This window comes from Henriciella pelagia (assembly GCF_002088945.1).
Lineage (GTDB): Bacteria > Pseudomonadota > Alphaproteobacteria > Caulobacterales > Hyphomonadaceae > Henriciella > Henriciella pelagia.
Window position 1 is genome coordinate 404,207 of sequence record NZ_NCSU01000011.1, and the last position, 21,226, is coordinate 425,432.

Below are 21,226 nucleotides of genomic sequence, written 5' to 3' on the forward strand. Positions count from 1 at the left end.
TCACCCGTACTGACGCCCTTACGGGACCGTCGTAGCTCGCTTGCTTGTCAGGAGCGGGAGATAGAGAAATCGCATATCGATTTCAAGTGATTTTTTCGCCTGTCATAGTCTCGAATGCACCTTGGAGGTCCGCGACGAGATCACTGGCATCCTCAAGCCCTGCATGTACCCGAATCAAATAGCCTTTTTTCGATGTGGTCCAGTCTGATTTCATGCGCTTTAGCTGGTCATCACAGGGAATGAGGAGACTTTCAAAACCGCCCCAGGAAAAACCGAGTTGAAAGAGCTTCAGACCGGAAATGAATGTATCCAGCTCGGCAATAGATTCTGCATCAAGCAGAAAGGAAAACAGGCCGTTACTTCCGGAAAAGTCCCGCTTCCAGATTTCATGGTCCGGGTGAGATGGCAGGGCAGGGTGGATGACCTCGGCGACTTTTGGGTGGGCTTCCAGCCACTCTGCGAGAATGAGGGCCGTCGTTTCATGTTCGCGAAGACGTGTAACGAGCGTTCGAGTGCCACGGAGAGCTGCATAGGCATCGTCTGGCGACAGCGACACGCCCCAATCCTCGGTGATCTCTTCCAACTCGGTGGCGAGTGCCCGGTCATTGGTCATGATTGCGCCGCCGAAAGCATCAGCATGGCCCACGACATATTTCGTGAGCGCCTGCACAACGAGATCTGCCCCCAACGCCAATGGCTGGCAGAATACGCCCGCAGCCCACGTATTATCCATGACGACGCGGGCACCGCACTCGCGTGCATGTTTTGTAATGGCAGTAATATCCGATATTTCGAAAGTCAGAGAACCCGGGCATTCGAGGAAGATTGCCGCCACACCCGCGTTGAGTTGTTGACGGATGCCGTCCAGGTCCCTCGGGGCAAAACGCGCGCACTTCACTCCCATCCGTTTCAGCCTGCGCTCGCAGAAACGGCGCGTTGGGCCATAGATTGAGTCTGATATCAAAACCGTGTCGCCAGCCTTTACCAGCGAGGAGATTGCTATTGCGCATGCAGAAAGGCCGTTCGGTGTCAGTCGCGAGAACTGTGCGCCTTCAAGCGTGCACATTGCCGATTCAAGTTCGCGCTGAACGGCGAGCCCCATACGCCCATAACCCGGCGACGCGGAATACAGGGTCTTGCGGTCCGGTAGAATTACAGTTGATGCGCGTTCGATCGGAGGATTAACGGTCCTGCGGGATCCCGTTCCGGCGTGGTTGTGAATCAGCTTTGTGGGCTTCTTCATGCATCTGCCTTCTGCACGGGATTGTCCGCATGGCTTGCCCACTCCGTCCAGGAGCCGTCATACACAGCGACGTCGTAATTGCCGAGCTCGGCCAGAGCCAGGGCAATCACCGCAGCTGAGACACCCGAGCCACACGTTGCAACCGCGGGCGATGATCGACACTTACCGAGAAGGACCTCAAGGTGAGCTTTGTCGACCAGCTTTCCATCGCTGCCAATGAGTGCGCTGGATGGTATATTCACGCTACCGGGTATGTGACCTGACGAAAGGCCGGCCCGCGGCTCTGCCTCGACGCCGTTGAACCGGCCAGAAGGCCTCGCATCAAGGATTGGCGCGGCTGACGTCGCCGCAAGGGTCTGCATCTGTTCCATCGTCTTAATCAGGTCAGACCGAACACGTGGCGTAAAATGGCGGCCACCGGTCACGACGGGCGGCAAGTCTTCCAGTTCACCGCCTGCACCCTGCCAGGCGCGCAGCCCACCGTCGAGGACATAAACGTCCTTGTGCCCCATGTGGCGGAACATCCACCAGACCCTCGCCGAAGCGAAGAAGTCATTGGCGTCGTAGACCACGATCCGGTTGCCATCGCCGACCCCCAGCTTCCGGATGCGGGAAGAAAATTTTACCGAATCCGGCATCATATGTGGCAGGTCGCTTGTCGTGTCGGCGATCTCGTCGATATCGAAATATACGGCGCCCGGAATGTGGCCCCTCGCATAGGTGTCGCGGCCAGCATTCGAAGGGGAAGCCCAGGACGGATACCAGCTGGCATCGATCACCCGAAGGTCCGGAGCATCGATGTTTTCCATCAGCCATTCGGCAGATACGAGAGGCGAGTCGGTCATTAGATCAGTCTTTCATCCAGGGCGGGACAGGAAGATCCTTGGTCCTGAGGAATTCGGGGTTGAAGAGCTTGGATTGATAACGATTACCGTAGTCGCACAACATGGTCACGATTGTGTGGCCGGGTCCAAGCTCCTTTGCAAGCCGGACCGCGCCGGCGATATTGATGCCCGCTGACCCTCCAAGACACAGACCTTCTTCAAGTATGAGGTCATACAGGATGTTCAGGGCTTCAGTGTCGCTGCAGCGATACGGGAAATCGACATTGAGCCCTTCCAGATTCTTGGTAATGCGGCCCTGACCGATCCCTTCGGTAATGGATGTGCCTTCAGATTTCAGCTCACCCGTCTTGTAGTACTGATAGAGCGCCGCCCCACCGGGATCAGCAAGGCCGATCTTGATGTCCTTGCGCTTGTCACGAAGCGCCTGAGCGACGCCTGCTAGCGTGCCGCCAGAACCGACGGCGCAGATAAAACCATCGACCTTGCCGTCCAGATCATTCCAGATTTCAGGCCCTGTGGTCTCATAGTGAGCTTCGCGATTGGCCACATTGTCGAACTGGTTCGCCCAGATTGCGCCATTTGGTTCCGTCTTGGCGAGGTCTTCTGCCAGTCGCCCCGAGTAGCGCGCATAATTGTTCGGGTTGGCGTAAGGGACGGCATCTACCTCAATGAGTTCAGCGCCAAGCAGCCGCACGGCATTCTTCTTTTCCTGACTTTGAGTACGAGGCATCACAATCGTGACCTTGTAGCCAAGGGCGGAGCCAACGAGCGCCAGCCCGATACCGGTATTGCCCGCAGTGCCTTCCACGATTCGACCACCGGGCTTCAGCAAGCCCCTGCGCTCGGCATCTCTGACAATGCCGAGAGCTGCCCGATCCTTGACGGACTGGCCCGGGTTCAGGAACTCGGCTTTGCCGAGAATTGTGCATCCCGTCTCCTCGGATACGCGCTTCAGTTTTATCAGGGGCGTATTCCCTATGGCGTCCAGGACGGAATTCTTCACCATTTCGACTTCTCCACTACAGGTCTCGTGTAACTTCGACACATCTGCCTGACAACATGGCGCCCGGTGATCCGATCTCAAGCTGCGTTCGTAACAATAAGGATTAGAATTTCTGGACGCGAATGCACATGATTGAACAGGAAACCTATCAAAGTTTCATGCTGGACTATGTGGCCGGGCGGCTTTCGCCCGCGTTCCATACGGCAGCGACGATTCATCGGCTGATGACATCAGAAGGCGATGAGTCTGCCACGCTTTGGGAAATCGCGCGGAGCGAAATCCTGCAACGGGAAAATTTAGAAGCTGAACTCTCAGCTGCAGAGGCGGACGTAGATGCCGCCTTGTCGGTCATCCACACAGATTTCGACAAGGTCACTTGGCGGCGTGGCATATCGGGTGTCCGGTACTCACCACAATCGGGAACGGGTGGGCAGTTGATGCACCTCAAACCGGGACAGAGTGTCTTTAGTCACGGTCACTCGGCGCTCGAGGCGACGGTCGTGCTTGAAGGGGTCTTCGACGACGGTGTCGGACGTTATCGCCCCGGTGAGATTGTCCTCGCGACACCCGGTGTCAGGCACCGCCCGTCGGCGGCAGACAACAAGGCCTGCACCTGTTTCGTCGCAAAGCAGATTACCAAATTCTGGAGACTGACATGACTAAAATGATTGCTTTGGTAACACTGGCCACCGCGCTCTCTGTACCGACATTCGCGGATGCAGCTCCAGCAGGGGCGCCTGTGGCAGCGAATGCGCCAACAGCCTGGCAACCGGAGGACGGTGACAGGATCAGCTTTACGGTCTTGCGCAAGGGCAAAGCGTTCGGGACTCATACGGTCGATTTCGACGTGGATAAGGATGGTTCGTATGAGGTCGAAACCAATGTCAGTCTGAAGGCAGGCCTCGGACCGATCACCATGTTCAAATATGATCTGTCAGCCACGGAACAATGGGAAGATGGCCAGCTCGTCGCCGTTAACAGTCGGACAAATGACGACGGCAAAACAAAACGGGTGTCGGCTGAACTGATTGGTGGCGAACTCGAAATACAAGGCAGCGCTTACATTGGCACAGCGCCTGCCGGAATTATTCCGTCCAGCCACTGGAACATTCAACAGGCCTTCAGCTCTGAGATACTGTCCACGGAAACCGGAGCTATCCTGGATACGAAGGTCACGCCACTAGGCAAGGAAACCCTGACAATTAATGGCCAGCCTGTCGAAGCGATGCAGTATCGACTTGTATCTGACCTCACCGTTGACCTTTGGTATGACGAGCGAAATCGTTGGGTAAAGCTAAGCTTTGAAGCACGCGGACAGCAAATCGACTATGTGCTGGACGCGCTTTACTGATCAGGTACGCGATACCTGAAATTGGCCTACATTGATCCGTCCGTTACGGAAGCCAGCTTCACAGTAGCTGAGATAATATCGCCACATTCTGCGGAAACGTTCATCAAATCCCATGGATTGGATTCTCGACCAGGCATCCTCGAAACGGTCGGTCCACATCTTCAGAGTGCGCGCATAATCCTGGCCGAAGTAGTGCACGCCGTCATATCTGAGGCATGCATCGTCGAAACTCGTTTTCAGGACGGCTTCGCTTGGCAGCATGCCGCCTGGAAAGATATAGCGCTGGATGAAATCGGCCCGGTTGCGATATCGTGAAAACAAATCGTCCCTGATTGTAATGATCTGCAGGGCTGCTTTCGCGTCTTCCTTCAGGCAATCGCGAACCTTCGCAAAGAAGCTTGGCCAGTAGGATTCGCCAACCGCCTCGAACATCTCGATGGAGGCTATTCCATCATACTTGCCTTCATGATCCCGGTAGTCCTGAAGGCGGATCTCCACTCGGTCGCTGAGCCCCTCGCGATTCATACGTTCGATGGCAAATTCATGCTGCGCTTCCGATATTGTGAGGCATGTCACGCGGCTGCCATGGACCTTGGCGACGTGTTCAGCAAAGCCGCCCCAGCCGCAGCCTATTTCGAGAATGTGGCTGCTTGGTCCCGCACCAATCAGTTTCGCGATATGGTCGTATTTTGCCGCCTGGGCCTGCTCGAGGCTCATATTTGGCCGGTCGAAAATGCCGGATGAATAGGTCATGGAGCGGTCGAGCCATGACGAATAAAAATCATTGCCCAAATCATAGTGCGCCATGATGTTGCGGCGTGCACCGGACCGGCTGTTGCGGTTAAAGAGGTGCCGAATCTTGTTGAGGGCTTTGACGACAGTACCGCCTACAGCCAGCCTGCCAGCCGCTTCGAAATTTGCGGAGAAGTATTCGAGCAGCGCAGTCAGATCCGACGTTGACCAATCCTGATCCATATAGCTTTCGGCAAAGCCGATATCGCCCCCCGCCAGGGCTTTCTTTGCAAAGCTGAAGTCATGCACTTTGACCACAGCATGAGGACCGGGCTCACTGCCTTCAAAAACGACTGCTCGCCCGTCTGGCAGGTCGAATCGGATCGATCCTTTCTCGGTTCGCAGCAGCATCATGCCTGTCAGGCGAAAGCTCGCCGGAACACCCCTGAGGTTGCGAAGGGCTGCGCCCGATGCCTTGATAATTTCGCCTGCACTCATGCCGCGCGTTTTCTCCCTTCTGGGCCGTCTTTCGAAGCGACGGTCGTTTTCTGCTTGGAAAGCTGCGGCTTCGGGTGATACTTTGCCCCTTTAAGCCAGAGCTTCAGAGCTTCCCAATGAATAGCAAGATTTACGCCCAACGTCGAAAAAGGGCGGATTATGGCGGCGGTCAGCAGCTTGCTGTCGGTTGCGCTTTGCGCCCGTGTTGCAAGCGATGCCATGTGCTGAGGCTTACCGTCTTTTGTCGTGGTTACACCGAGGCGGATGCCGCGCTCTGTAACCTGCAGTGAGAACTCATATGTTCCCGAAACATCGAAGAAGGGCGACACGTGAAATGATTTCGGCGCAGCGTGTCGACTCCAGGAACCGTTGAGAGCTGCAGTATAGCAATGCCTTTCTCCAAACGTGTTCCGCACTTCGTAGATGATGCCAACTGGTGTGTTTCCATCGGACGCCACCCAGAGCGATATCGGTGCAAACTTGTATCCAGTGTGACGGGGAAACGTGACCAGCTTGATATTAAGCCTGTCGGCAACCACACCGGCTTTGAGCAGTTCGTTCTCGGCCCAGTCGCGAAGCGGTACGGCACCGCAAGCACCATGGTCCCTTTGACGGAAGGCGAACAGATTCGCCTTGTCGACACTAAACAATGAGCATTGTTTATGAACCTCATCCAAGCGGTCGATGTCGATTTCGATCATGAAGACCTTGTAGATGAAGCTGGACTGAAAGGGGGCAAAGCGCCGGTGCCGGGTCTTCCCATAGTGAAGCTTAAGAGGATAATCTAATCTCACGAACGAACCCTCGTGACTGCGCGCTCGGATGGAACGAAGCGAGGCTGAAGATCGACCGTTTCGACACCCTCTGCAGCCCATTCAACCGCGCCGCCGAGCGACAGCGCAGCCCGCAACCCACTCTTCAGGCCGTCTTCATGAAAGCCGGAGCCCAGCCACGCGCCAGCATACCAGATGCCGCGCTCTCCCTGAAGGCGTTCAAGCGAGCGTTTGGCGGCATCGGCGGCAGCGTCGAACTGCGGGTGGTCAAACTCGACCTGCAGAAAAGTGTCCGCTGTGGCTGGCTGTTGTTTGGGGTTAAGCGTCACAAAGAGTGGCTTGTCCTGCGGTAGGTTCTGCAACCGATTCATCCAGTAAGTCAGGCAGATTGATTGATCGCTGGACTGGGTTCCAAGAACGTTCCAGCTCGCCCAGGCGGCACGCCGCGCTGGCATGAAGTCGGGGTCGCGGTGCAGGATAATCTCGTTCGGACGGTAGCGAATGGAGCCCAGCAGGAATCGGGGCATTTCGAATTGCTCTGAAAGGAGGCTGCGTGCCTGGTCGGAATGAACCGCCAGGATGACATCGTCGAATATCTGGTCGGGGGCGCCGTTAATACTCACGCGCACCTTGGTCCCGAAGGGCGTCACTTGTTTTACAGGGCTACCGAGTTTGAGGCGCGCTCCCAGTGCGTTCTGAACTTTGCGGACATAGGATTGAGACCCGCCAGACACGGTCCGCCACTTTGGGCGTTCCTTGTGCATCAGCCGGTGGTTTTCGAAGAACCGGAAAAAGCTAAGTGCCGGATATTCAAGAATCTCTCCGGGAGGCGTCGACCAAATAGCACCGCCCATCGGCAGGATGTAATTTACCTGAAAATCTCTAGAGAATCGGTGACGGTCCAGCCAATAGCCCAGGCTTTCCGATTGAACATCACCATTCGCCAGCGCTGCACGCGCGGTATCGTTGAATCTCAGAATCGTTCGCCAGAACCGATGAAACCGTGGCCGGAAAAGATTCCGTTTCCGAGCAAACATGCCGGTTATGGTCGATGCCCATTCAAACCCGTCTGGATTAGATACGGCAAAGCTCATATCGCTTTGCTCGGTAGCCACATTTAGCGCGTCGAAGAAGCCTGTCAGGTTCGGATAGTTCAAACCGTTATAAACGATAAAGCCCACATCGACATCGATCTGCGCGCCATCATAATCGACAGAGACAGTATGGGCATGACCGCCCGCCCGGTCTCTTGCTTCGAACACAGTAATATCAGCTGTGTTTCGAAGGGCGTAGGCTGCGCCCAGTCCGCTTATTCCGGATCCAATGATAGCGATCTTCTTCATGCCGGTTCCTGCTTCTTTAGTGTATCCCAGGCCTCGAGCGCACGCTGGCGTCCTTCGGAATGGTCTATGATCGGTTTTGGATAGGTTTCACCCAGAGTGACGCCTGCTTTCTCAAGCGTCTCCTGATCGGCTTCCCACGGAGCGTGGAGGTGTTTGTCGGGCAGGCCCGCGAGTTCCGGACACCATTTGCGGACATACTCACCCGTTTCATCGAATTTCTGGCCCTGCGTGATCGGATTGAACACGCGGAAATAAGGCGAAGCATCTGCGCCAGAGCCTGCTGTCCATTGCCAACCACAGGCATTGGACGCCGGATCTGCATCTACGAGCGTATCCCAGAACCAGGCTTCCCCGTCCTGCCAAGGGGTGAGGAGATGTTTGGTGAGCAGGGATGCGACAATCATCCTGACCCGATTGTGCATCCACCCTGTCGTCCACAGCTGGCGCATGCCGGCGTCTACGATCGGATAACCGGTCTGACCTTTCTGCCAGCGTTCCAGACGGGACGCATTCGGCCGCCACGGCATACTGTCGAACCGGTCATTGTAATTTTTCCGGGTCATTTCCGGATTGTGGTAGAGAAGAACATAGGAGAATTCGCGCCACACGACTTCCGAGAGGAACGTCCAGGCGCTGTCATCCTGCTTGAAGCCATGGTTTATCTTTGACGTCACCGAACGCCAGATCTGAGCCGGGCTGATTTCGCCAAACGCCAGGTGCGGAGAGAGGCCTGAAGTTCCGTCTTCAAGGTCAGGCCGATTTCGGGCCGATTTGTATTCGCGAAGACCATTGTCGAGGAACCGTTGAAGCCGGGCTACAGCCCCATCCTCGCCTGGTGTCCACTTGTCGTCAAAACCAGACGACCAGTCAGGGTCCGTGGGGTGAAGTCCCCAATCCTCGATGCGATCGCCGTCAATACCTTGGCCTCCAAGCTTTTCTGGAGCAGGGAAGGGCGCCGGAGCCTCGTAGCACGTCTTGACGGCGCGCCAGTACGGCGTGAACACCTTGTAGTACCCGCCAGATGAGGTCTTGATGGTCCATGGCTCTGTCAGCAGTGCGGTGGTGAAGCTTTCGGCGCAGAGCCCGTCATTTGCTAGCGTTTCCTTCAGATGACCGTCGATATCGCGTTCAGCTCGTCCATATCGACGCCCCCAATACACGCCTGCCGCATCGATTTCCTTGACGAGGTCCATGACGACCGCACCGGGGTCTCCTTTTCGGCAGATGAGTTTCCCGCCACGGCTGGAAACATCCGAGCGAAGTGATTTCAAAGATTTATCCAGCCACCAGAGCGAGGCTCCCCCCAGTCCTCGCAGTTTGGCGTGCTCTTCCAGGACGTAGAGGCAGATAATCTCAGCGCCCGTCTCGACCGCTGCTGCAATTGCTGCATTGTCGCGAAGGCGCAAATCACGTCTCAGCCAGACGATCAGTTTTTTACCTTTGAGGTCTGGCAGTATCGCCTCCAATGTGTGCGTTCTGGTTTGTGTACGTGTGGAGACAGGATTTGGATGAGTCTGAAGTGAATTACACCGCGAGCTGGCGCTACGAAGCGTCCTTCTCTAGAAGACGGCGCATGACGAATGCGACGCGGCGGGCGACAGGAGACAGTGCATGAGGCAAGAACTCGTCCGCCTGCTTGATGAGGCCCGCGGCAAGACAGTGCTCTGTGTCGGCGACATCATGCTGGACCGTTTTGTATATGGCTCGGTGACCCGGATTTCGCCTGAATCGCCTGTGCCGGTGCTGCATAAGTCGCGCGTGTCCGAAATGCCGGGTGGTGCCGGAAACGTTGCACGAAATCTCGCAGCCATGGGCCTCAACGTTATCCTCGTTGGCTGTGTCGGAGACGATGAAGACGGTCAGCGTCTCTCGGCGCTCATGAATGAGCAGCCCGGTATTGAGGCGCGTCTGGCACGATCGTCATCCTGTCAGACAATCGTGAAAACGCGATTCATTGCGAGCAATCAGCAGCTGTTGCGCGTCGACACAGAAGCGCATCAGCCGGACATAGGCGCCGCAGGCGCGGTGGTTTCCTCAGCCATTTCCGCCGCGCTATCGCGCGATGATTGCAGCGCCGTCGTCATTTCCGATTACGCCAAAGGGAGCGTGACGCCAGCGATTGTTCAGTCATGTGTCGATGCAGCGAGGAGCAAGAGCTTGCCGGTCCTGGTTGACCCCAAAGCGAAAGACCTCAGCATTTACCGGGGTGCGCGTCTGATCAAACCGAACGCTCATGAACTTGCGGCGGCTGTGGGGCGAGCATGTGTTGACGATGCCCAAATCGAGCGCGCTTTAACAGAATTGAAGACTCAACTGCCTGAAACGGTTCTTGTTGTTACGCGTGCGGAGAAGGGGATGTCCTGGTTGTCCGACGGAGCTGTGAAGCACCGAAGAGGCGAAGCGCGCGAAGTTTATGACGTCTCTGGCGCTGGCGACACGAGCATGGCGGCTATCGCTCTCGGATACGCCGCAGGTGCCCCACTGGAACTCTCGGTCGCGCTTGCTGTGACGGCGTCCGGTATTGCCGTCGCCAAGGCCGGGACAGCGACCGTGTCCGCCGATGAAATCCGCCGCGTCCTCGAACCCCAGCATCACGGACTGCAGGCGCCAATAGTCGACCATGACAATCTGGCCAAGCGGAGGGCTGAGTGGAAAAAGGCCGGGCTGCGTGTCGGCTTTACGAATGGGTGTTTCGACATTCTGCACCCCGGCCACCTCAAGCTGCTACAGGAAGCGCGCTCGCGATGCGACCGGTTGATCGTGGCGATCAACTCAGATGCATCGGTGAAGCGCTTGAAGGGTGAAACCCGCCCGATCAATGACGGCGCAGCCAGGACGGCGATCATGGCTGGTATCAGCGCGGTCGATGCCGTCACTATGTTCGAAGAAGACACGCCAGAAGCGCTCATTAGGCTCCTGGTTCCCGACATCCTCATCAAGGGTGGAGACTATACCGTCGAAACCATTGTTGGTGCTGACACCGTGCTTGCCGCAGGCGGCGAAGTGCACATCGTGCCCCTCGAGCCGGGTCAATCCACAACGCAGATTATCGAGCGGTCCCGGTCCTAATTGCCCCGGTCACCCGATATGTCCTCGTCCTGATTGGGGCGACGTATCGGCGCCACGTCGACGACTTCGTCAGCCGCCCAGGAATCAAACGGCTCTGCCGGCTTGACGGCATTTGCATCGAGCCACTCCGAAAGGACCGCAGCTCGGCTTTCCAGCGCAGGGATAAAGGAGTCGCCTGCAATGAAGGTCCGCTTGGGATGGGGAAGACTAGGCAATATCCACCTCTTTCTTGAGGGTTCTGAACCAAGTTCGACCTTTAGAACGCAGGCCTCGAATGCATTGCTGCACGCACCGACGCTTTCGTCCAGGCTTTCAATGGCGCTGGACGCCGGGACAATGATCCCGCCAAAGCGCTCCCGGAAGATATCGTCTGAAGGCAGCGCTGCCACGACTGCGGGTACGAACTCTTCCGCGCCTGGCGCGATCAGAATAACAACGCCGCGATCGCGATTGTCTACGGTCAGGTAACGCGTGAAGCCATCCTGAATATCGGTCTTCGAAGTGTTGATCGCTTCAATGCGTGGCTTTCCGGTCAGAGCAGGCGAAGGAGATCGGAAAGATGGCGCGTACAGGCTCAAATCACTGTGCTGCAGACCTGTCTCGGACAGGAAGGACTTGAATGAATCGTGGATATCAGGCGCGTCCGCCGCAACAAGGCCTGCAGGCGCGGGGTGAAAAGAGGGCGGGGCAACCACAAAAAGATCCACTCCCCAGGGTGTCACCCAGCCGCCATCTGTGTCTTCAGATGGTCTTTCCAGCCACACATCGTCGTAAAAGAAGTCAGGGGCCGGCGGAATTGTATCTGACCGACCGATAAATGAGGTATAAATCAGGTCCTTGAAAACGAACCAGCCTACGAGAACAACAAGGATAGCGATCAAGCCGCGGCGCATTAGACTTCCTTCAGTGCCTGCAACAGTCCCGAATATGACGGTTGATCCACCTTTACCTGCGCAATTGCGGTCTTTTTTAGATGACTCATCAGCTTTGCTGAATTTGCCGAGATTTCTCTTGCTCTCAGGCGCCGGCTCAACTCGTCATTGAGCACGCTCAGTTCCTCTTCGTCTGGCAGGTCCAATAGTAACTGGAGTCGAGCGCGCTCTTCCGCATCATTCGTCTCGCGGGCCCGAATGTCGCGGCTGATGGTGCCGAGAACATTTGACGCGACTCTCGCATGGAATGCGGAGCGGCCGGTAAGTTCCGGCATAGCCGTTTCGTCCACGAATGTCTTCACCGCCTCTACAAGCTCGGCAACGCTCGGCTGGTTATACATTTACTGCTTCTCCAACAGATTCATGAGGTCGATTTCTGTTTCCGACACGCGGCGTCCGATGGCGGCTCGTTCAACATTTGGTGCAGCGCCAGACCGATAGGACTCGTACATCATCATGCACATGATGCCCCACTTAAGACTTCCCAGGATTTCCCACCAGTCGATATCGGCAGGCGTGAAGCTTGCTCCGCCGGCTTCAGCATAAGCACTCAGCAGCGCTTCGACATCGCCAAAGCCACCCAACCGGTTCTCAGACTGGCCGAACCGCCAGGAATTTACACACATCCATGCAATGTCTTCTCTGGGGTCACCAAGATGGGCGAGTTCCCAGTCAAGAACTGATGCAAGGCCGGTTTCGTCAACCATGATATTGCCCAACCGGAAGTCGCCGTGAACCAGTACGGGCGGTAGCGGCTTGGGCGCATTGTCCTGAAGCCAGACAACGGCAAGGTCAAAGACCGGGCGACGAATACCGGTGGTCTGATAGGTTTCATCGTAGCGCTTAAGTTGATCGAGGCCTCCGCTGACTTTCAAGGCTTCTATGCCGGTCGGCGAGATGGAGTGAATGCCCGCGAGTGCCGTGCCGCATTGACCAGGCAATGCTGCACGGGCCTGCCCGAATCGCTCATCGCGCAATATACGCCTTGCGATCGTCTCCCCAGATACACGGCTCATGAAAAAGCCTTCTCCCAGGCCGTCGCATTCTTCGAGGACGTAAAGAACCTTAGGAACCGGCACGCCGACTTCGGCGGCCTTGGCGATCAACTGGGCTTCGTTCGAAAGACCAATTGCATTCGACTCCGGCGTGGTTGCAGTCGCGGCTGGAGAGCGGCGCAGAATAATGTCGGGTGGGGAATCTGTCCCTGTGAGGGACAATAGCCATGTTTCCTGGCTGGCGCCTCCCGACAGGCGATCGGCGGCCGCCAGCTTCGCCGATCCGTTGTAAATCCGTTCAATGACAGCAGATAGCCTGCGTTCGAAATCTTGTAGCTCACTCATCTTCGCCACAATTAACGGAAAGAAGATCACTTCCAAGCCATACTCGACGTAAACCCTTTGGACCCAGGAGCGCCTTGATGCCCAAAAGACGCAAGAAAGACAGTGGTTTGATGGACATAGAGCCTAAACCCCAGCGTCTCAGCGTCTGGGCCTGGCTGCGCGGCCGCTTCCTCGCCGGCATGGTGATCGCTGCACCCATCGCAATCACGATCTTCGTCCTGCAATTCCTGATCAACTTCATCGACAACCGGGTGAAGCCGCTTCTGCCGCCGTTAATCCAGCCAGAAACCTATACAAATTATGCTATTCCGGGCTTCGGCGTCCTGGTGATGATTGTTGCGCTGACCATCCTTGGTGCGATTGCTACGAACCTCATTGGTCGATCGGTCATCAGCGCAACCGACCGGATCCTGTCCCGCATTCCGCTTGTCCGGAACGTCTATGCGGCCTTCAAACAGCTCACGGAGGTGTTAGCGAACAATCAGCAAGCGTCCTATGACCGCGTCGTGATGGTAGAGTATCCCAAGCGAGGGTCATGGTGCATCGGCTTTGTTGCATCTGAGGCGAAAGGTGAGATCCGGCACCATCTGGGGCCGGAGTTCATCGGTGTCTTCGTTCCGACCACCCCCAATCCGACGTCCGGCTTTCTCATGTACGTGAATAAGTCCGAATGCATAGATCTCGAAATGTCCATTGAAGAGGGCGCGAAGATGATCCTTTCGGCGGGACTCATCGTGCCGGAAAAGGTCCAGCCAGAAACCGATCACGCTGCTTCAGCTGGCATTCCGACTGAGCGGACTGAGCAACTCCCGCAATAATGCCAGGGCTTCCAGCCGCTTCGGGTTCGCGCCTCCACTCAGTTCGACGAGGAAACGTGCATCCTGCCTCGCAATTGGAATGAGGTCGGCGTCTCGCTTCAGATCGATCACGCGGTAATCCACGGCGCCCGATTGACGCACGCCGAGCAGGTCTCCTGGACCTCGGAGCCGGAAATCTGCTTCAGCGATCTCAAAGCCATCTTCTGTGGCACGCAATGTATCGAGGCGTTCGCGGGCCAATTCGCCCAGGGGCGGACGATACAAAAGGAGGCAAAAGGATTTTCTATTCCCGCGGCCGACCCGGCCGCGAAGCTGATGCAGTTGAGCGAGACCAAACCCTTCGGCCCGCTCGATAACCATGATTGTTGCATCTGGCACGTCGACGCCAACCTCTATCACCGTCGTGGCGACCAGAATGCGGCTGTCGCCTGTACGGAAGGCTTCGAGCGCTGCATCCTTTTCCTCTGCCTTCAATCGGCCGTGCACGAGCCCGACGGGCACATTGAGCGCCTTGCGTAGCGCTTCAGCCCGAAAGACCGCCGAGCTATCATCTTCGTCGGCATCGACGCGCGGGCAGACCCAGAAGACGCGTTCACCGCGGTCGATGGCGCGGCCGACGCCCTCAATGACCTCGTCTATGCGGGTATCGGGAACTGCCCGCGTCTCTATGGGTTGGCGACCGGCTGGTTTTTCGTCGAGAACTGAAATGTCGAGATCACCATGAACGGCCTGCGCCAGCGTTCTAGGGATGGGCGTTGCGCTCATTACCAGCATATGTGGGCCTTCAGCTTTCCCGGCGAGTTTCATTCGATCTGCGACCCCAAAGCGGTGCTGCTCGTCAACAATGACAAGCCCGAGCTTATGAAAGCGTACCGCGTCCTGAAACAGCGCCTGCGTACCAACGATGATCTGGATGGAGCCGTCTGCCAGCCCCATCAGTGTTCCCTCGCGGGCAGGCCCTCGGTCACGCCCGGTCAGGGCTGCTACCTCATAGCCCATCGGTGCCAGCAAGCTGGAAACCGTCTCGAACTGTTGGCGGGCCAGAACTTCTGTGGGAGCCATGAAGGCAGCCTGATGTCCGCTCGTCACGGCTTTCACGGCAGCCATGATCGCGACAAGCGTTTTACCCGCACCCACATCGCCCTGCAGCATCCTTCGCATGGGGTGTGGTTCGGCAAGGTCCGCCGATATTTCCTTGATCGCCCTGATTTGTGCACGTGTGAGTTTATACGGCAGCGCCGCAGCAACCGCATTCATGTCGTCATTCGTAGATTTCAGGTTCGGCGCGGATTTCTGACTGCGAGCGGTTCGTGCCATGGCGAAGACCATCTCGCGCGCCAACGCCTCGTCATAGGCGAGACGCTGCCGGCAAATTTCAAACGCCGCTTCGTCAAAAACGGCTGGTTCGTGTAGACCGGACAGGGCCTGTTTGAAGCTCGGCCAACCGCGCTTTTCAAGCAGATCCGCCGAAATCCACTCTGGCAGGTCACTTTCCACGCTTGCGAGTGCGGCGACTGCAGCGCTGTGGACTTTCTTGTTGGTGAGGCCGGCGGTCAACGAATAAATCGGCTCGACTTGAGGCGGCATCTCCCCGCGTGCCGGATCAATGATATAATCAGGATGCGTCATCTGTCGTTCGCCCTGGAACTCGCCGACGACCCCGGAAACAATTCGTTCCTTGCCGACCGGGAATTGCCCCTGCAGCCATCTTGGATCTGCCCGAAAGAATATGAGCGTCAGGAAACCGGTTCCGTCGAATAGCTGGATCCTATGTGGCGCTCGATCATTGTATGGAGCCTTATAGGCATGGACCTCTCCTTTGACGGTCGCCACTTCTCCGGGCAGGAGTTCATCGAACGACGCCTTGACACGCCGGTCCAGCCACTTGTCGGGCAGGTGCAAAAGTAGATCCCAGACATGTGCACCATCCACGAGCCGCTCGAACACCGGCTTCAGCTTGGGGCCGATGCCGGGAAGGCTGTCGATGGGCTGGAAGAGGGGATAGAGTCGTTTGTCTCGCATGGTTGCAGTTGACAATAGTCGAAGGTAACGCACCTGCAATTGAACTTATTGGCCGCCGCGGTACAGGAAAATCCGTCATGGACGAAAAACGACGCAAACTGAAGTTCCGTGCATCACGACGTGGATTCCGCGAAATGGACCTCATCATGGGTCAGTTCGCCGAGCGCCACATTGGTTCGATGGACGATGAAGAACTCGCTGAGTTCGAGCGCCTCCTGGCCACGCCCGACTGGGAAGTTTACGCGTGGATCATTGGTAATAAATCGGTCCCGGCGAATTATGCAGGACCGGTCATGGACCGACTGCTCGCATTCGAGTACGACCCACGCGCCTAGCGCTGAGCGCTTTGCGATTCTGACCGCCGAGTTTCGAGACCAAGTATGCCCAATGCCCCCTCACTGGCGCAGCTCTCGGCGCCCACAAATATTGCCGGCGCACCATTCGGCCTGGACCTTCTTGCCATGCAGGATGCCCTGCAGGGGACGTCGCGGATCGGCCTTTATGTTGCGCGCGATGACAAGACGGCTGCCGCAGCCCTGAAACTTGCCGAGTTCAACCATCCTGCCATGGAGGTCGTCCATCTACCGGGCTGGGATATTCTGCCATATGACCGCATGAGCCCGAGCCCGGCAGTGGCCTCGCAGCGCTGTGCGGCACTGGCGCAACTTGCTCAACACGCAGGCGCTTCGGGGCCGCTGCTTGTCGTCACGACCGGCTCGTCTCTTGTGCAGCGTGTGCCACCTCGAGCGACGATGCAGACGGCGAGTTTCTCGCTCGCCGTCGGGCAAGAGGTCGATGAGGCCGCGTTGACGGACTATCTTGCCGTGAATGGTTATGTTCGGTCCAGCACGGTCAGTGAACGCGGTGAGTATTCGGTTCGTGGTGGTATCATCGACATTTATCCACCCACGAGCGTCGAGCCCATCCGGCTCGATCTGTTTGGCTCGACGCTGGACCAGCTGAAATCCTTCGACCCGGAAACCCAGGTATCGACCCGGTCGCTGAAATCAGCGGTACTGTCGCCGGTTTCGGAAATTCTATTCTCACCCGACACGCTTAGCCTTTTTCGGGAGCAATATCTTTCCGAGCTTGGAGCCCCGGCGGGCGACAACATGTATGAAGCGGCACGCGCCCAGATCAGACGCCAGGGTCTCGAAAACTGGCTCCCGCTGTTCCATCCGCACCTTGATACACTCTTTGACTATATCGGCCCCGACGCCCTTGTCGGCTTCAGTTACCTAGCCGGAGAAGCGATAGCAGAGCGACAAACGCAGGTCCGAGACTATCATGAGGCGCGACACGAGGCTGCAACTTCGGATCGGCCTGCGCGGGTGCTGAAACCAGAACGTCTGTACCTCGAACCCGAAGAGCTGGATGCTGCACTGGCCAGTCGGACAGTGGCGCGCTTCTCTCCCTCGCCAGATCCAGCGGCTATCGATCTTGGAGGCGCTCCGGGCCGCGACTTCGCGCCAGAGCGGACGCGTCCTGACCTCAATGTCTTCGAAGAAGCCGCCGCTCACGCCAAGGAGCTTCGCGCCAAGGGTTTGACTGTCGTCCTCGGGGCCTGGACGGCCGGCTCTGCCGAGCGTCTCGTTGGAGTGATGGAGGACCATGGCCTTGGCGCCTTGCCACGGGTCTATTCGTTGGAAGCGGCGCGGAAAGCTGAACTCAGCATTGCGGAACTTCCGCTGGAAAAAGGCTATGTCGCCTCCGACATCGCGATCATTTCCGAGCCCGACGTCCTGGGTGACCGTCTCGCAGCCCCTCGCAGAAAGCGCAAGTCTGCCAATTTTATCTCAGAGGCCGCATCGCTCAACACTGGCGACCTTGTTGTGCATGTCGACCATGGAGTCGGACGGTATGAAGGCCTGAAGACGCTTGAGCTGACCGGCGCTCCTCATGACTGCCTGGAGCTCTCTTATGCGGGAGGCGACCGGATTTACCTGCCGGTCGAGAATGTCGACCTCATCAGTCGTTACGGCAGCGAGGACGCGGACAGCGCCATTGACCGCCTTGGTGGTGTCGGCTGGCAAACCCGGAAGGCCCGCGCGAAGAAGCGGATCCTCGAAATGGCCGCTGAACTGCTCGATATCGCTGCAGCAAGAGCGCTGAGGCAGGCTGAGCCCACGACGGCAGGGCATGGGCTCTATGAAGAGTTCGCCGCTCGATTCCCTTACGAGGAAACCGATGACCAGCTGAATGCAATTGAAGACACGCTGACGGACCTGGCCAGCGGAAAGCCGATGGACAGGCTTGTATGCGGCGATGTCGGCTTCGGGAAAACCGAGGTCGCCCTGCGTGCGGCCTTCGTCGCCGCCATGAGCGGAATGCAGGTCGCGGTTGTCGCTCCGACAACTCTGCTCGCGCGCCAGCACTATAATTCGTTTCTCGAGCGCTTTGCGAACTGGCCGGTTCAGGTACGGCACCTGTCGCGGATGGTCAGCCAGAAGGACGCCACATCAACGAAAGAAGGCCTCAAGGCTGGCACGGTCGATATCGTCGTGGGCACACACGCCTTGCTGTCAAGCAGCGTCGAATTCAAGCGTCTCGGACTCGTCATCGTCGATGAAGAGCAGCGCTTTGGCGTCAAACACAAGGAACGGCTGAAGGAGCTGAAAGCAGACGTCCACGTACTGACCCTTTCAGCGACGCCGATTCCGAGAACCCTCCAGATGGCACTCACGGGCATTCGCGATCTGTCGATTATTGCCACGCCGCCGGTCGACCGGCTTTCGGTGCGGACTTACGTCACCGAATTTGACACTGTCACGATACGCGAAGCACTCCTGAGAGAGAAATATCGCGGCGGACAGGCATTCTTCGTGGCCCCGCGCATCCAGGATCTCGATGGCCTCGAGACGTTCCTTCGGGACAATATTCCGGAGATCAGCTTCGTGGTTGCCCACGGCCAGATGCCGCCAACCGAACTCGAAGACATCATGACGGCGTTCTATGAGGGGCAATACGATGTGCTCCTTTCCACTACCATCGTGGAAAGCGGACTTGATATTCCGCGCGCCAATACACTTGTCATCTATCGGGCCGACCGGTTTGGCCTGGCGCAGCTTTACCAGCTTCGCGGACGGGTCGGGCGATCCAAGATACGCGCCTATGCCTACTTCACAACGCCCAGCGATCACGTCATGACCCCGGGTGCGGAACGGCGCCTCCGCGTCCTTCAGTCTCTCGATTCGCTCGGCGCAGGCTTTCAACTCGCCAGTCATGACCTGGACATGCGGGGCTCTGGAAATCTGCTCGGAGACCAGCAGTCAGGTCATGTGCGAGAGGTTGGCGTGGAGCTCTACCAGTCGATGCTTGAAGACGCCGTCAACGCGCTGAAGGCGGGCGTTTCGGACTTCGAGGAAGAAATTGCCGACGACTGGTCGCCACAAATAAATCTCGGCGTTGCCGTTCTCATCCCGGACACTTACGTCGAAGACCTCAGTGTGCGCCTGGGTCTCTACCGGCGGCTGGCAGAGATCGACACCGAAGAAGGACGCGAAGGGTTTGCGGCCGAACTGATCGACCGGTTCGGCCCATTGCCCGACGAAACGCGACAGCTTCTGGATGTGACGGCCATCAAGGCTGCCTGTAAATCAATCGGCATCGCTAAACTTGATGCTGGCCCCAAAGGGGTGGTTATGGCCTTCAGGGATGATACGCCGCTTGAACCAACCAAGCTGATGTCGCTCGTGCGCTCGCGCCCCAACCAGCTCAAGCTTCGTCCTGATTCCAAGCTGGTCATAACGCGAGTGCCTGACGAGAAGGACAAGCGAATCCTGATGATCCGCGGCTTGCTCCGTGAGCTCTCAGCTCTTGCTCTGGCTCAGCCTCGCTGAATTTTGTTGCCAGCCATCCGTTGCGGCACCGCTTGGCACTCCCATCGTACCTTCTATGCTCTGAACCTGCATAAATCTTCAGGGAGACACCGATATGGCAAGCGGTCCGCTTACAGGCGTAAAGATAGTTGAATTCCAGGGAATTGGCCCGGGCCCCTTCTGCGGGATGCTCCTTTCCGATCTGGGCGCAGACGTTGTCCGGATTGATCGGTCCGGTGGGGGCGGTCGGGCAGCAACGCCCGCCAATGTCGAGTCCCGAGGACGCCGGTCGATTGCATTGAACCTCAAGGATCCAGCTGATGTCGAGACGGCGCTTAAACTCATTGAGAAGGCCGATGGTCTGATCGAGGGTTTTCGCCCCGGCGTCATGGAGCGTCTCGGTCTTGGGCCCGATGTCGCCCTCGATCGCAACCCGAAACTCGCTTATGGTCGCATGACAGGCTGGGGGCAGACGGGTCCGCTCTCGCACGCCGCAGGGCACGACCTCAATTACATCGCGCTGACAGGCGCGCTCGGTGCCATGGGGCGCAAGGGAGAACGTCCGTATCCACCATTGAACCTGATCGGCGACTACGGCGGCGGCGCACTTTACCTTGCGTTCGGACTGCTTGCCGCCATTCTTCACGCTCGCAGTTCGGGGGAAGGGCAGGTCGTTGATGTCGCCATGACTGACGGTGCCGCTTCGCTGACCTCAATGTTCTACGGTATGAAAGCCATGGGCGTCTGGAGCGATGAGCGCGAGGCCAATCTCCTCGACGGCGGTGCTCACTTCTATGATTGCTATGAAACGAGTGATGGAAAGTATGTTTCGATTGGATCAATCGAACCGCAATTTTACGCACTGCTCCTGGAAAAGGCCGGCTTGTCTGACCCTGGCTTCAAGGAACAGATGAATCGCAAGGCATGGCCGCAGCTGTCGGCGAAAATTGCTGAAGCAATTAAAACCAAGACCCGCGATGAGTGGTGCGACATAATGGAAGGCACCGATGTGTGTTTTGCGCCGGTGCTTTCGCTCGCCGAAGCTCCCAAACACCCTCACAATGTTGCCCGAGAGACCTTCATAGAGATCGAAGGCGTGGTGCAACCCGCACCCGCCCCTCGTTTCTCGAAGACACCCGGCAAAGTCCAGCGTGCGCCAGCCAGCCCGGGCGCGCATACCGACGAAATCCTGCAGGACTGGAAAATCGCATAATCCCGTCACTATTGGCTATTTGGCAGCATACTAGACACTCATTTGCCTTGATGAACCCTGCACAACGGGTCTGAGCGAAGGTGTTCATATATCATCTGCTAGAAAGGATTCATCAGCGAAGAGCCGAACCAAATTTGGTTGGGTCTCATTCCTGATGTCCTTCTTGCTAAACTTTGGCCGCCAATCGGGTGGCCAATTTTTTTTGCCCTGACTGCTCGCGCACCGG

The 21,226-nt window shown here is 57.3% G+C and carries 18 protein-coding genes; 7 read left to right on the plus strand and 11 right to left on the minus strand.

The annotated features are described in order from the left end of the window. Positions 1-82: 82 nt before the first annotated feature. Genes metC through B8746_RS11480 form a run of 3 tightly spaced genes read right to left on the minus strand, consistent with a single transcriptional unit; the run spans position 83 to position 3,094 of the window. Positions 83-1,243, minus strand: coding sequence for a cystathionine beta-lyase (metC, locus tag B8746_RS11470; RefSeq protein WP_084393809.1), 1,161 nt, complete (start codon positions 1,241-1,243; stop codon positions 83-85). Continuing rightward, positions 1,240-2,088 carry a sulfurtransferase gene (locus B8746_RS11475; RefSeq protein WP_084393810.1) on the minus strand — a complete coding sequence of 283 codons (849 nt, stop codon included), beginning with the start codon at positions 2,086-2,088 and terminating at the stop codon, positions 1,240-1,242. The genes metC and B8746_RS11475 overlap by 4 nt, the downstream gene beginning before the upstream one ends. A gap of 4 nt (positions 2,089-2,092) precedes the next feature. Then, positions 2,093-3,094: a cysteine synthase A gene (locus B8746_RS11480; protein ID WP_084393811.1), complete on the minus strand. Its 1,002-nt coding sequence runs from the start codon at positions 3,092-3,094 to the stop codon at positions 2,093-2,095. Between the two features lie 125 nt (positions 3,095-3,219). Here B8746_RS11480 and B8746_RS11485 point away from each other — a divergent pair, with 125 nt between their 5' ends. Together B8746_RS11485 and B8746_RS11490 are read left to right on the plus strand one after the other, a co-directional pair. Next, positions 3,220-3,750, plus strand: coding sequence for a cupin domain-containing protein (locus B8746_RS11485; protein WP_158084610.1), 531 nt, complete (start codon positions 3,220-3,222; stop codon positions 3,748-3,750). Further along, positions 3,747-4,442: a DUF6134 family protein gene (locus B8746_RS11490; RefSeq protein WP_084393813.1), complete on the plus strand. Its 696-nt coding sequence runs from the start codon at positions 3,747-3,749 to the stop codon at positions 4,440-4,442. Before B8746_RS11485 ends, B8746_RS11490 begins: the two co-directional genes overlap by 4 nt. On the opposite strand, the gene B8746_RS11495 is transcribed toward B8746_RS11490, so the two are convergent. Genes B8746_RS11495 through B8746_RS11510 form a run of 4 tightly spaced genes read right to left on the minus strand, consistent with a single transcriptional unit; the run spans position 4,443 to position 9,254 of the window. Beyond that, positions 4,443-5,672 (minus strand): SAM-dependent methyltransferase, encoded by a 1,230-nt coding sequence (locus B8746_RS11495; protein WP_084393814.1) that lies wholly within the window; start codon positions 5,670-5,672, stop codon positions 4,443-4,445. Next, positions 5,669-6,547: a DUF1365 domain-containing protein gene (locus B8746_RS11500; protein WP_084393815.1), complete on the minus strand. Its 879-nt coding sequence runs from the start codon at positions 6,545-6,547 to the stop codon at positions 5,669-5,671. The genes B8746_RS11495 and B8746_RS11500 overlap by 4 nt, the downstream gene beginning before the upstream one ends. Further along, complete coding sequence (locus B8746_RS11505) at positions 6,463-7,788, minus strand: NAD(P)/FAD-dependent oxidoreductase (RefSeq protein ID WP_084393816.1); 1,326 nt, start codon at positions 7,786-7,788, stop codon at positions 6,463-6,465. Before B8746_RS11505 ends, B8746_RS11500 begins: the two co-directional genes overlap by 85 nt. Then, positions 7,785-9,254 (minus strand): cryptochrome/photolyase family protein, encoded by a 1,470-nt coding sequence (locus B8746_RS11510; protein WP_233124197.1) that lies wholly within the window; start codon positions 9,252-9,254, stop codon positions 7,785-7,787. The genes B8746_RS11505 and B8746_RS11510 overlap by 4 nt, the downstream gene beginning before the upstream one ends. 145 nt (positions 9,255-9,399) lie before the next feature. Here B8746_RS11510 and rfaE2 point away from each other — a divergent pair, with 145 nt between their 5' ends. Beyond that, on the plus strand, positions 9,400-10,857 hold the full coding sequence (rfaE2, locus tag B8746_RS11515) for a D-glycero-beta-D-manno-heptose 1-phosphate adenylyltransferase (RefSeq protein WP_084393817.1): 1,458 nt from the start codon (positions 9,400-9,402) through the stop codon (positions 10,855-10,857). Here rfaE2 and B8746_RS11520 read toward each other — a convergent pair. Genes B8746_RS11520 through B8746_RS11530 form a run of 3 tightly spaced genes read right to left on the minus strand, consistent with a single transcriptional unit; the run spans position 10,854 to position 13,129 of the window. Beyond that, a complete protein-coding gene (locus B8746_RS11520; RefSeq protein ID WP_084393818.1) occupies positions 10,854-11,750 on the minus strand; it encodes a hypothetical protein in 897 nt (298 codons plus the stop codon). The genes rfaE2 and B8746_RS11520 overlap by 4 nt on opposite strands. Continuing rightward, positions 11,750-12,130, minus strand: a complete 381-nt coding sequence (locus B8746_RS11525; protein WP_084393819.1) for a DUF6285 domain-containing protein — start codon at positions 12,128-12,130, stop codon at positions 11,750-11,752. Before B8746_RS11525 ends, B8746_RS11520 begins: the two co-directional genes overlap by 1 nt. After that, positions 12,131-13,129: a phosphotransferase family protein gene (locus tag B8746_RS11530; protein WP_084394225.1), complete on the minus strand. Its 999-nt coding sequence runs from the start codon at positions 13,127-13,129 to the stop codon at positions 12,131-12,133. A 77-nt stretch (positions 13,130-13,206) separates the two neighbouring features. On the opposite strand from B8746_RS11530, the gene B8746_RS11535 reads away from it, so the two are divergent. Next, entirely contained in the window at positions 13,207-13,947 is a 741-nt protein-coding gene (locus B8746_RS11535) for a DUF502 domain-containing protein (protein ID WP_084393820.1), read from the plus strand. Here B8746_RS11535 and recG read toward each other — a convergent pair. Further along, complete coding sequence (gene recG / locus B8746_RS11540) at positions 13,903-15,969, minus strand: ATP-dependent DNA helicase RecG (RefSeq protein WP_084393821.1); 2,067 nt, start codon at positions 15,967-15,969, stop codon at positions 13,903-13,905. The genes B8746_RS11535 and recG overlap by 45 nt on opposite strands. 77 nt (positions 15,970-16,046) lie before the next feature. Between recG and B8746_RS11545 the strand changes: the two genes are divergently transcribed. The 3 genes from B8746_RS11545 to B8746_RS11555 all read left to right on the plus strand — a co-directional run bounded on the left by B8746_RS11545 (position 16,047) and on the right by B8746_RS11555 (position 21,000). Then, complete coding sequence (locus B8746_RS11545) at positions 16,047-16,304, plus strand: succinate dehydrogenase assembly factor 2 (protein WP_084393822.1); 258 nt, start codon at positions 16,047-16,049, stop codon at positions 16,302-16,304. 45 nt (positions 16,305-16,349) lie between these two features. After that, complete coding sequence (gene mfd / locus B8746_RS11550; RefSeq protein ID WP_084393823.1) at positions 16,350-19,808, plus strand: transcription-repair coupling factor; 3,459 nt, start codon at positions 16,350-16,352, stop codon at positions 19,806-19,808. 94 nt (positions 19,809-19,902) lie between these two features. Beyond that, positions 19,903-21,000 (plus strand): CaiB/BaiF CoA transferase family protein, encoded by a 1,098-nt coding sequence (locus B8746_RS11555; protein ID WP_084393824.1) that lies wholly within the window; start codon positions 19,903-19,905, stop codon positions 20,998-21,000. The last annotated feature ends 226 nt before the right edge of the window (positions 21,001-21,226 follow it).

Bases quoted from the DNA above. Each gene is read 5' to 3' on its own strand.
- metC (WP_084393809.1), bottom strand. From the start codon at position 1,243: ATGAAGAAGCCCACAAAGCTGATTCACAACCACGCCGGAACGGGATCC.
- B8746_RS11475 (WP_084393810.1), bottom strand. From the start codon at position 2,088: ATGACCGACTCGCCTCTCGTATCTGCCGAATGGCTGATGGAAAACATC.
- B8746_RS11480 (WP_084393811.1), bottom strand. From the start codon at position 3,094: ATGGTGAAGAATTCCGTCCTGGACGCCATAGGGAATACGCCCCTGATA.
- B8746_RS11485 (WP_158084610.1), top strand. From the start codon at position 3,220: ATGATTGAACAGGAAACCTATCAAAGTTTCATGCTGGACTATGTGGCC.
- B8746_RS11490 (WP_084393813.1), top strand. From the start codon at position 3,747: ATGACTAAAATGATTGCTTTGGTAACACTGGCCACCGCGCTCTCTGTA.
- B8746_RS11495 (WP_084393814.1), bottom strand. From the start codon at position 5,672: ATGAGTGCAGGCGAAATTATCAAGGCATCGGGCGCAGCCCTTCGCAAC.
- B8746_RS11500 (WP_084393815.1), bottom strand. From the start codon at position 6,547: ATGGGCTGCAGAGGGTGTCGAAACGGTCGATCTTCAGCCTCGCTTCGT.
- B8746_RS11505 (WP_084393816.1), bottom strand. From the start codon at position 7,788: ATGAAGAAGATCGCTATCATTGGATCCGGAATAAGCGGACTGGGCGCA.
- rfaE2 (WP_084393817.1), top strand. From the start codon at position 9,400: ATGAGGCAAGAACTCGTCCGCCTGCTTGATGAGGCCCGCGGCAAGACA.
- B8746_RS11520 (WP_084393818.1), bottom strand. From the start codon at position 11,750: ATGCGCCGCGGCTTGATCGCTATCCTTGTTGTTCTCGTAGGCTGGTTC.
- B8746_RS11525 (WP_084393819.1), bottom strand. From the start codon at position 12,130: ATGTATAACCAGCCGAGCGTTGCCGAGCTTGTAGAGGCGGTGAAGACA.
- B8746_RS11530 (WP_084394225.1), bottom strand. From the start codon at position 13,129: ATGAGTGAGCTACAAGATTTCGAACGCAGGCTATCTGCTGTCATTGAA.
- B8746_RS11535 (WP_084393820.1), top strand. From the start codon at position 13,207: ATGCCCAAAAGACGCAAGAAAGACAGTGGTTTGATGGACATAGAGCCT.
- recG (WP_084393821.1), bottom strand. From the start codon at position 15,969: ATGCGAGACAAACGACTCTATCCCCTCTTCCAGCCCATCGACAGCCTT.
- B8746_RS11545 (WP_084393822.1), top strand. From the start codon at position 16,047: ATGGACGAAAAACGACGCAAACTGAAGTTCCGTGCATCACGACGTGGA.
- mfd (WP_084393823.1), top strand. From the start codon at position 16,350: ATGCCCAATGCCCCCTCACTGGCGCAGCTCTCGGCGCCCACAAATATT.
- B8746_RS11555 (WP_084393824.1), top strand. From the start codon at position 19,903: ATGGCAAGCGGTCCGCTTACAGGCGTAAAGATAGTTGAATTCCAGGGA.